Here is a 9,753-nt window from a genome sequence, read left to right on the forward strand (position 1 = left end):
ACAAGCTGAAACGCGCTTATAAGTCGTTTAGGACATCACCCAACGCCGGATTTTAAAATAGAGAGAAATAACTAGCTATCTCGGGATTTTATTGTTTTTTTTCTGCTTGGCAAATTCCTTAAATATTATAGCTTAGACTAGTTGCGTTTAAAAGTAGCTAAATCACAGCGCTTAAGGCATAAAAACGCCAATGCTGAAAATGGATACTGACTAGGGCTTCTTTTGCTTTTTTTCGTTTAGTAAATTTCTTAATCACAAAGATTATACCAACTTTCGTTATCAAATAAGATGTATAATAAATTCGCTACACCTTTAATCGTGAGGAAACTTTTTTAATTTAGATAAATTAAGTCAACTTCACCTAACCTATAACGATAGCAGTGCTTTATAACATTATACCACTTTAACTTTAAATATATTAAAGCTAGCAACTCACCAAAATAGCCTATAAGATAGTGTAACTTATTTATCATAAGAAAAAAATTATGATAATAATTAACTTTTTGTAACTACTTTATTTTCCTCTTTATTTTTACTGTAAACCTTACCTTTTGCTTTAATATCCCTGTCAACTAGTTCTATCACTGCCATTAAAGCACGATCACCCTTTCGAGTGTTAAACTTTATTATCCTAGAATATCCACCTCTACGATCTTGGTAACGACCAGATAAAACGTTTAATAACTTATCAACTGCTAACATATTATTATGAAGGCGTGAAAGCAAAAGTCTTCTACCGTGTAAAGTATTCTTATTCTTAGCAATTGTAATAAATTTTTCCATATATGGACGAAGTTCTTTAGCTTTTGGTAGAGTAGTTATAATCTGCTCATGGTTAATTAATGAGATAGATAGGTTCTTTAACATTGATAACCTATGTTCAGTATGACGAGACAGTTTGCGCTTTTTTATTCCATGTTTCATATATTACCTAATCTTCATCAGTATGTTGTCTAGCCAATTCATCTATATCTTTAGGTGGCCAATTTGGAACATCCATACCCAAAGACAAGCCGAAATTACTTAAAACTGCCTTAATCTCATTCAAGGACTTTCTACCAAAATTAGCAGTTCTTAACATTTCACTTTCTGTTCTCTGTACAAGATCGCCTATATAAGTAATATTTTCATTTTTCAAGCAATTATGTGACCTAACAGACAGCTCCATCTCGTCCACTTTGCTCAATAAGATAGGGTCGTAGCCCAAATCCCTATAATCGTTAGATGGGGAAGCCTGTGATTTTTTATAACTTACATCAGAACTAATAAAAGGCTGAAGTTGTTCCTGTAATATCCTTGCAGCAGAGTCAACAGCTTGACTTGGAGAAATTGTACCATCAGTCTCAATTGATAATATCAACTTATCCTTATCAGTAACTTGACCAACACGACTATTCTCCACCTTATATGAAACTCTATTGACAGGACTATATAAAGCATTGACCGGAATGAACCCAATTAGATCTTGCTCATTCATTAACTTCAAAAATTCGTTTTCCTTATATTTAGCAACAGGAAGGTAGCCTTTTCCACTAGCTACATATATAGTCATGTTGAGCTCTACATTCTGCCCAAGTGTACATATCAGCAAATTTTTATTAACAATAGAACACTGATCATCAGTTTCTATCATCTCAGCCGATACCTGACAAGGTCCTTTAGCACTTAAACTCAAGCATTTATTGAAAGTGCCACTCAACTTACACCTCAACATACTCATGTTTAATATTATATCAGTTACATCTTCTCTTACTCCTTGAATTGAAGTAAACTCATGAGTTATGCCCTCGATTTTTATTCCATAAACAGCACTACCTATAAGAGAAGACAGCATCACACGCCTTAATGCATTACCAAGTGTTAAAGCAAAACCACTTTCCAACGGTTCCAGTACTATATCACCTTTTTCGCTTGAATCACCTGGCACTACTTTCATTGAATTAGGCCTAGTCAATTTATCTAAGTTGCTAAAAACAGAAACACTATCGTTATAATACATAAAATAACCTTTTCAAGTATTCTATACTCTTCTTTTTTTTCTTAATCTGCACCCATTATGAGGAATTGCAGTCTTATCCGCAATTGAGGTTACTGTTAACCCGCATCCCTGAAGTGCCTTAACTGCAGCTTCAGCCCCAAAACCAGGGCCACAGATTACCACAGAAACAACTTTCATACCAAACCTCTCTACTGCAACCTTTGCAGCAAATTCCGAAGCTTTACTTGCAGCATAAGGTGTAGATTTTCTTGAACCTGAGAAACCATGTGCACCTGCAGACGTTTGGTATAGAGTGTTACCCTGAACGTCAGTTACATTTATAAAGGTATTATTAAAAGTTGCACGAATATGGACAACTCCAGTGACAAACTTTTTTGCACTTTTACCAACTGTTCCGACCTTTTTCATTAAAACTTACAATAATAACAAATCTTATTTTTTTCCAGCAATAGGCAAACGAGATCTACCTTTACGAGTTTTAGCATTGGTATGAGTCCTTTGTCCTCTTACAGGTAAACCTTTCCTGTGTCTCACTCCTCTATAGCATCCCATTTCCACTAAAAACTTTATATTCATAGCCACCTCTTTTCTAAGCTCACCTTCTATAGAATAATTTTGCCTAATGAAACTGCTGATCTTTTCTATGTCTTTATCTTGTAATTCCGAAACACGTTTGCTTTTATCAATTTCACAAGCATGACAAATTGCGTTTGCAGTAGCAATACCTATGCCATATATATAAGTTAATGCAAAAGGAACACATTTCTTTAGTGGAACATTCACACCCGCAACACGTGCCACTGGTACTCCGATACTTTATTAATAATAACTCTTGATTTATACCATAAAACAGTCCAGAGTCAAACTAAATTGCAAGAAATTTTGCTTTCAATCTCTTGTCTTATCTGATCAATATTAAGACTAGCATTGATCGTTAACAATTTGTCTTTGTAATATTCACGTAAACCCTTTATTTGGATGTGATATTTGCTTATTCTTCTATTAATTGCAGATAAGTTAGAATCATCAATTCTCCTTTCTAGCTTTGTACTTTTACATTTCATACAAGCAAGACCGTCATCGTTCTTAAGAGAAGATACACTGTATACACTTTTGCAGTCTAAACACACAAGGCGACTCTTTAACCTATTAACTGCAATCTTATCATCAAGCTGTAACTCAACAACAACATCCACATCTCTATTATATCTCCCCAGCAAAGTTTGAGTTAAGAAGCGAGCTTGATTTAAATTTCTCGGAAAACCATCCAACAAAAAATTATCATCTACTAGTGCAAGCTGGTCACGTAATAACTCACATATAACTTTATCTTGAATCAAATTACCTGATTCTACGGTATCCTTTATTTTTTTACCTAATTCGCTGTTGCTAGATATAATATTTCTCAGTAAATTCCCTACTGAAATTAACTTTAAGTTATACTTTGCTATTAGCAGGCTCGATTGAGTACCTTTACCGGAGCCAGGAAGACCAAAAATTGTAATAATCATCTTAATTTTCTCGTTTTAGACTCATATTTTTTTATCCAGCTATCATATCTGTTCGAAAAGATATAGGATTGTATTTGCATGATAGTATCAGTAACAACGTTAACTATAATCAATAAGCTTGTTCCACCAAAAATAAACGGTATATCATAATAATATCTTATGACTTCAGGTACAGCACATATAACCACCAAATATGTAGAGCCAATGAACGTCAACTTAAAAACTATATCTTGAAGGTAATCAGAAGTATGTTTTCCAGGCCTTTTACCAGGTATAAAACCACCATTTTTTTTAAGAAAATTGGCATTTTCTTCTGGGTTAAATATAAAATTGGTGTAGAAAAAGTTAAAAAATATTATAAACGCTAAGTAAGCTACAATATAAACTACTTTATTTGTCATAAAATAATTCAAAACAAAGTCAGAAAAAGCATATCCCTTATAGAAATTTGCAATTGAAATAGGTGTAAGTAAAATTGCATTAGCAAAAATAGTTGGTATTACGCCAGATAAATTAATCTTTAGTGGGATATAAGTAAAATCGTCACTATGTAATTTTTTAAACTGTTTTTTAGGATACTGAACAATGACTTTTCTGTAAGAAGACTCTACAAAAATAACCAAAAGCAATAGCAAAAAAAACACCGCCAAAATAAAAAGGATAATAAACAACGATATGTTACCGCTTTTATTTAATGTTAATAGAGATGAAAAAGCACTATGTAGCTCTGATATTATGCCAGTAAAAATAATTAATGAGATACCATTACCTATACCATTAGCACTGATTTGCTCACCAAGCCACATTAGAAACATAGTTCCACCTAAAAGGCTGAAAACACCTACTGTACGAAACATAAGACCAGGTTCAATTACAATTAATACCCCTTCCTTATTCATTCTTTCTAATCCGATCAAAATAGTAATCGATTGAAATACACAAAACACTATAGTCATATACCGTATGTAGGAATTCATCTTTCGACGTCCTAATTCCCCATCATTTTTAACTTCATTAATTCCTTTGATGGCAGAAGATAATAACTGCATAACTATAGATGCAACTATGTATGGCATAACACTTAGTGCTAAGATTGTCATCCTAGCTAATGCACCACCAGAAAAAAAATTAAACACTCCAAAAACACCAGAACCTTCCTTAGGGAATACATCACTAATTATATCAAGGTTAATTCCAGGAATAGGCACATAAGTACCTAGACGATAACAAATTAAAGCGATTAGCGTAAAAAACATACGCTTCAATAAATCGCCTTTATATAATAATGCAGAATCCAAACTATTAAATGTGGATTTGCTGTTCATCATTTATGATAGTATTTCCACACTACCACCAACTGAAGCTACAGATTTTTTTGCAGTTTCTGACGCACAATCAACGTGAAATACACACCTCTCAGTCAGCTTACCTTTATTGAGAAGCTTAATCTTATCCTTGGCAGACTTTATCAAACCTAGCTTACACAGCACCTCTTTGTCTATAATGGAATCTTTCACTATTTTCTTAGTTTCTATTAACTGCTGCACATCACCAACATTAATTATGAAGCATATATTCCTACTTATAGGGTTAAAACCCCTTTTAGGTAAACGAGTGTATATAGACTGTTGTCCTCCTTCAAATCCATTTATAGAAACACCACTTCTAGCCTTTTGTCCTTTATGTCCCCTACCAGATGTTTTGCCTTTACTACAACCAATACCTCTACCTAGCAACTTAGGTTTCTTTTTTTTCGATAATTTAGTGAATATAGAGTTTAATTTTATAGTACTATCCATACTTTACCTATTTCCAACTATCTCGCTAATCTTTTTACCTCTTTTGCTTGCCACCTGACGAGGAGACAACATATTATCAAAAGCCCTAAACACTGCACATATAACGTTATGAGGATTATTTGATCTCGTAGATTTAGCTACTACATCTTTTATGCCTAGCACTTCAAAAACTGACCTAATCGCTCCACCAGCAATAATACCTGTTCCAGCTCTAGCTGCTCTTAAAACTATTTCACCAGAACAAAATTTAGCTTTAATATCATGATGCAAAGTTCTACCTTCACGCAAGTACACTCTAATCATCGATTTTTTTGCAGCATTTACAGCTTTTACCCTTGCCTCAGCAACCTCTGCGTGTTTGCCCATTCCGCATCCTACCCTACCCTTCTCGTCTCCAATAACGACCAAAATTGAAAATGAAAATCTTCTACCACCTTTGGTAACTGTTGTCACTCTCCGTACTGAAACTAAAAGCTCTGATAAATCGTTGTTATTTTGTAAATTTTTTACAACCATATTTAAAACCTTCTAAAACTTAAACCCAGAACTTCTTAAAGCCTCAGCAAATTGAGGAACCAACCCTGTATACTTATATGCTCCACGGTCAAACACCAACTCTTGCTCTAATTTCATATTAGATAGACGTTCAACCATCAAAGAAGAAACCTGTTTTACAGTTTCAGCGTTGACCCTACCTTTACATACATCCCTAATTTTAGCATCCAAAGTAGAAGCAGAGGTGAGAGTCACCCCTTTTTTGTCATTGATTAACTGAGCGTAAAAATGCCTGTTGGACTTGAATATGGATATACGTAAACGCTCAGCGCCGTTATTGAGCTTCTTTCTATTACGTAGTTTCCTTTTTTCATAATTACTTAAAAAATTATGTAATCTTCTCATCTTAATTACTTCTTTTTACTTACAGCTTTACGTAACATAAATTTGTCTTTCATTACAACACCCTTACCTTTATAAGGGTCGTACTTTCTAATTTTGCATATATCGGATGCTACCATATAGACTTTTTGTTTATCTATACTACTCACTACTAAGTGAGTTGGTTTTACACACTTAATCTCAACATCCTTAGGCACTTTATACTTCACATTATGGCTATAGCCAAGATATAAAGTCAAATATTTACCATCACACTCCGCTTTGTATCCAACACCATTAATTTCAAGATCAACAGAAAAACTATTAATCATGCCATTAATAATATTGTTAATATTGCTCCTATAAGTACCCCATATAGGCTTTGTCTCATTATAATTATCTTTGCTTTGATCAACAAAAAGCAGCAACTGATTATCAACAACATGGCATACAACATCACTGCGTAGCCTAAGTTCTTTTTCTACCTTGGCACTTTTTATTAACATTTTACCATCATTACACTCAACTGAAACACCAGCAGGAATATTGATAGGCACAGCACCTATACGAGACATAAATTCCTCCTACTACTTAAAATACACGACACAAAACTTCTCCACCAACTTTCAATTTATGCGCATTGTAATCAGTCATCACTCCTTTAGACGTAGATATAATAAAAATACCAAGTCCATTATATGCCTTAGCAATGTCCCTGCATTTAGAATAGCGACGACAACCAGGTTTTGATACTCTAACTATATTACTAATTACAGGTGACTTCTCATAATACTTCAATTTTACGATAAAAGATGGCACATTGCCTACAACTTCTTTCTGGTAACCAAGGATATATCCTTCATCCTTTAAGATTTTCAGTATAGAAAAATTTACTTTAGAAAACAGAACTTTTGTTGTCCTGTGCATTGCCAATTGAGCATTACGTATCCTCGTCAAAAAATCACCAATACTATCAGACAATGCCACAATATACTCCTATATTATATCACCAACTAGACTTCGTAACCCCTGGAATTTTTCCAAAAGAACATAAATCACGCAAAACAATCCTACATAAACCAAACTTTCTATACACTCCTCTTGGTCTCCCTGTTAGAGCACACCTATTTCTAATTCTGGTTTGAGAAGAATCTCTAGGCAACTCTTTAATCAGCTTATTTTGAGCTGCAAACCTCTCACTTATAGGTATATTCTTATTATTTATTATAGATTTCAACTTTTTTCTTTTCTCTTCATGTTGATCGTGCAATTTTATCCTACGAAGATTTCTTTGTATCATAGATTTTTTTGCCATATATCTCTTCTCTAATTAATCAAAAAAGGGAAATCTAAAAGCTAGCAATAGCTCTTTTGCTTCTTTATCACTAGTCGTACTTGTTATAATATTGATATCCATACCTCTAATCCTACTTATTTTATCGTAATCTATTTCTAAAAATGAAATATGCTCCTTTATACCAAAGGAAAAATTACCATTACCATCAAATTGTTTTACACTAAACCCTCTAAAATCTTTTTCTCTCGGTAAAGCAACATATATCAATCTTTCTAAAAATTCATACATTTTATCTTTACGCAAAGTTACTTTGCAACCTACCGTAGCGCCTTTCCTTATTTTAAAACCAGAAATGGATTTTTTTGCAAACGTTGATACAGGCTTTTGCCCTGCAATTAAATATAGATCATCAAGCGGCTCATTTATTGCTTTACTGTCTGTAGCAGCATCTCCAACACCCATATTAATACATACCTTGACAAGCTTGGGTACTTGCATCATGTTGCCGTAGTTAAACTTGTCCTTCAAGGATTTTACTATACTATCTCTGTATAATTCTTTAAACATATCAACCTAGTCTATTACTTCTCCAGAAACTTTTGCAAAACGCACTTTTTTACCATCTATAATCTTAAACCCTACTCTAGTTGGAGCTTTATACTTAGGGTCTAATATTGCGATGTTAGATATATCAATAGCTAACTCTTTATTTAGTACACCGCCACTACTACCAGCTTTCGGTTTAGTATGTTTCTTATGTACATTCACTCCAGAAACAACAGCCTTTTTTTTAGCATCACGTGTAATAATTTTGATTACTTTACCAACTTTTCCTCTATCCCTGCCAGTTAAAACTATAACGTCATCACCACTTCTTATTTTTGCACTCATTATAAAACTTCAACAGCTAATGACATTATTTTCATAAAAGAACCAGACGGCAGTTTCTTCACCGGGCCAAACACTCGAGTACCAAGCGGCTCACCTTGATTATTAACTAAAACTACAGCATTGCTAGAAAAACAAATTACAGAGTTATCAGATTTTCTGATACGATTTCTCACTCTAACAACAACTGCTCTATATACTTTTCCCTTTTCGACCTTTCCTTTCGGGTTGATAGATTTAGTAGACACAATAATTGTATCACCTATAGATGCAGACTTCCTTCCGCCTAACAAGCCAATACAAAGCACTTCACGTGCACCAGAATTATCAGCTACTTCCAACAATGTATTTTTTTGAATCATATAAGCACCTTACTCAACTCGCACAACAATCCATTTTTTAGTAGTAGAAACAGGCTTGTGTTCTTGTATAAAAACCATATCTCCTTCTTTGCAAGTATTATTCTCATCATGTGCTGTATACTTTTTATATTTTTTTATAACTTTCTTATAAAGTTTATCCTTATATACCCGCAATACTGAGACCTTTACAGTTTTATCGCACTCAGCTTTAGCTACAACACCACAAAAAATCTTCTTAGGCATTCTCTTCCCCTATCCTTCTTTCATTTAATATAGTTAAAATACGAGCTATGCTCTTTCTTATCAACCCAAAACGTGAAATATTACTACACTGTCCTAATTTCTTTTGAAAAACCAAATTAACAAACTCTTTCCTCAAATTTACAAGAATTTCATGCAACTCTTGCGAAGATTTTGATCTAATGTCAGTTATGTCCATCGTAACTCCGTTCAACTATGATTAGATATAAATTTACATTTTACAGGAAGCTTGGCAATTGCTTTTTCAAGCGCCAATCTTGCTAAATGCATGGGAACATCACTGCTAATCTCAAATAACACTCTACCAGGCTTAGCTTTAAATACCCAAAATTCAACACTACCTTTTCCTTTACCCATCCGTACGTCTGCTGGCTTTTTACTAACAGGCGTATCAGGAAAAATCCTTATCCACACTTTACCAGAACGTTTCAACGTTCTGGATATCACACGCCTCACAGTCTCAATATGCTTAGAATGAATTCTACCTGCTTCTATAGCTTTTAAACCGTAATTACCAAAAGATAGTGTGCTACCACCTTTTGTGTTACCCTTAATTCTCCCTTTAAACACCTTTCTATATTTACTCTTTTTGGGGACAAACATTTCAATACGCCTTAATTAACAACATAAACCCAAACCTTAACTCCTATAATACCATATATAGTCTTTGCTTCACAAAAAGCATAATCTATATTAGCACGTAAAGTGTGCAAAGGTAAGCGACCTTCTTTATACCATTCAGTACGAGCTATCTCAGCTC

Annotated in this window: 18 protein-coding genes and 1 pseudogene; all 19 read right to left on the minus strand. The window is 33.9% G+C overall.

Annotation, left to right across the window (positions count from 1 at the left end; genetic code table 11):
- Positions 1-495 precede the first annotated feature (495 nt).
- A complete protein-coding gene (rplQ, locus tag IHO13_RS00440) occupies positions 496-924 on the minus strand; it encodes a 50S ribosomal protein L17 (RefSeq protein WP_225537261.1) in 429 nt (142 codons plus the stop codon).
- Positions 925-931: 7 nt separating this feature from the next.
- Positions 932-1,999: a DNA-directed RNA polymerase subunit alpha gene (locus IHO13_RS00445; protein ID WP_225537263.1), complete on the minus strand. Its 1,068-nt coding sequence runs from the start codon at positions 1,997-1,999 to the stop codon at positions 932-934.
- A gap of 21 nt (positions 2,000-2,020) precedes the next feature.
- On the minus strand, positions 2,021-2,407 hold the full coding sequence (gene rpsK / locus IHO13_RS00450; RefSeq protein WP_225537265.1) for a 30S ribosomal protein S11: 387 nt from the start codon (positions 2,405-2,407) through the stop codon (positions 2,021-2,023).
- A gap of 24 nt (positions 2,408-2,431) precedes the next feature.
- Complete coding sequence (gene rpsM, locus IHO13_RS00455; protein ID WP_225537267.1) at positions 2,432-2,800, minus strand: 30S ribosomal protein S13; 369 nt, start codon at positions 2,798-2,800, stop codon at positions 2,432-2,434.
- Positions 2,801-2,859: 59 nt separating this feature from the next.
- Positions 2,860-3,510, minus strand: coding sequence for an adenylate kinase family protein (locus IHO13_RS00460; protein ID WP_225537269.1), 651 nt, complete (start codon positions 3,508-3,510; stop codon positions 2,860-2,862).
- Complete coding sequence (secY, locus tag IHO13_RS00465) at positions 3,507-4,835, minus strand: preprotein translocase subunit SecY (RefSeq protein WP_225537294.1); 1,329 nt, start codon at positions 4,833-4,835, stop codon at positions 3,507-3,509. The genes IHO13_RS00460 and secY overlap by 4 nt, the downstream gene beginning before the upstream one ends.
- Before the next feature lie 3 nt (positions 4,836-4,838).
- Positions 4,839-5,309, minus strand: a complete 471-nt coding sequence (rplO, locus tag IHO13_RS00470; RefSeq protein ID WP_225537271.1) for a 50S ribosomal protein L15 — start codon at positions 5,307-5,309, stop codon at positions 4,839-4,841.
- Between the two features lie 3 nt (positions 5,310-5,312).
- Entirely contained in the window at positions 5,313-5,825 is a 513-nt protein-coding gene (gene rpsE, locus IHO13_RS00475) for a 30S ribosomal protein S5 (protein ID WP_225537273.1), read from the minus strand.
- A 12-nt stretch (positions 5,826-5,837) separates the two neighbouring features.
- Positions 5,838-6,209 (minus strand): 50S ribosomal protein L18, encoded by a 372-nt coding sequence (rplR, locus tag IHO13_RS00480; protein WP_225537275.1) that lies wholly within the window; start codon positions 6,207-6,209, stop codon positions 5,838-5,840.
- Positions 6,210-6,214: 5 nt separating this feature from the next.
- On the minus strand, positions 6,215-6,760 hold the full coding sequence (gene rplF, locus IHO13_RS00485; protein ID WP_225537277.1) for a 50S ribosomal protein L6: 546 nt from the start codon (positions 6,758-6,760) through the stop codon (positions 6,215-6,217).
- A gap of 16 nt (positions 6,761-6,776) precedes the next feature.
- The gene (rpsH, locus tag IHO13_RS00490; protein WP_225537279.1) at positions 6,777-7,172 is read right to left on the minus strand and encodes a 30S ribosomal protein S8; all 396 of its coding nucleotides are present in this window, start codon (positions 7,170-7,172) and stop codon (positions 6,777-6,779) included.
- A gap of 19 nt (positions 7,173-7,191) precedes the next feature.
- Positions 7,192-7,500: a 30S ribosomal protein S14 gene (gene rpsN / locus IHO13_RS00495; protein WP_225537281.1), complete on the minus strand. Its 309-nt coding sequence runs from the start codon at positions 7,498-7,500 to the stop codon at positions 7,192-7,194.
- Positions 7,501-7,515: 15 nt separating this feature from the next.
- The gene (rplE, locus tag IHO13_RS00500) at positions 7,516-8,049 is read right to left on the minus strand and encodes a 50S ribosomal protein L5 (RefSeq protein WP_225537283.1); all 534 of its coding nucleotides are present in this window, start codon (positions 8,047-8,049) and stop codon (positions 7,516-7,518) included.
- A 6-nt stretch (positions 8,050-8,055) separates the two neighbouring features.
- A complete protein-coding gene (gene rplX / locus IHO13_RS00505; RefSeq protein ID WP_255586039.1) occupies positions 8,056-8,373 on the minus strand; it encodes a 50S ribosomal protein L24 in 318 nt (105 codons plus the stop codon).
- Positions 8,373-8,732: a 50S ribosomal protein L14 gene (gene rplN, locus IHO13_RS00510; RefSeq protein ID WP_041045221.1), complete on the minus strand. Its 360-nt coding sequence runs from the start codon at positions 8,730-8,732 to the stop codon at positions 8,373-8,375. The genes rplX and rplN overlap by 1 nt, the downstream gene beginning before the upstream one ends.
- Positions 8,733-8,741: 9 nt before the next feature.
- Positions 8,742-8,975, minus strand: coding sequence for a 30S ribosomal protein S17 (rpsQ, locus tag IHO13_RS00515; RefSeq protein ID WP_225537285.1), 234 nt, complete (start codon positions 8,973-8,975; stop codon positions 8,742-8,744).
- Positions 8,968-9,171, minus strand: a complete 204-nt coding sequence (gene rpmC, locus IHO13_RS00520; RefSeq protein WP_225537288.1) for a 50S ribosomal protein L29 — start codon at positions 9,169-9,171, stop codon at positions 8,968-8,970. The genes rpsQ and rpmC overlap by 8 nt, the downstream gene beginning before the upstream one ends.
- Positions 9,172-9,182: 11 nt before the next feature.
- Complete coding sequence (rplP, locus tag IHO13_RS00525; protein ID WP_225537290.1) at positions 9,183-9,596, minus strand: 50S ribosomal protein L16; 414 nt, start codon at positions 9,594-9,596, stop codon at positions 9,183-9,185.
- Between the two features lie 11 nt (positions 9,597-9,607).
- Positions 9,608-9,753, minus strand: a pseudogene (locus tag IHO13_RS00530) (30S ribosomal protein S3); the annotation flags it as partial.

Source organism: Wolbachia endosymbiont of Mansonella perstans (assembly GCF_020278605.1).
In the GTDB taxonomy this organism is placed as follows: domain Bacteria; phylum Pseudomonadota; class Alphaproteobacteria; order Rickettsiales; family Anaplasmataceae; genus Wolbachia.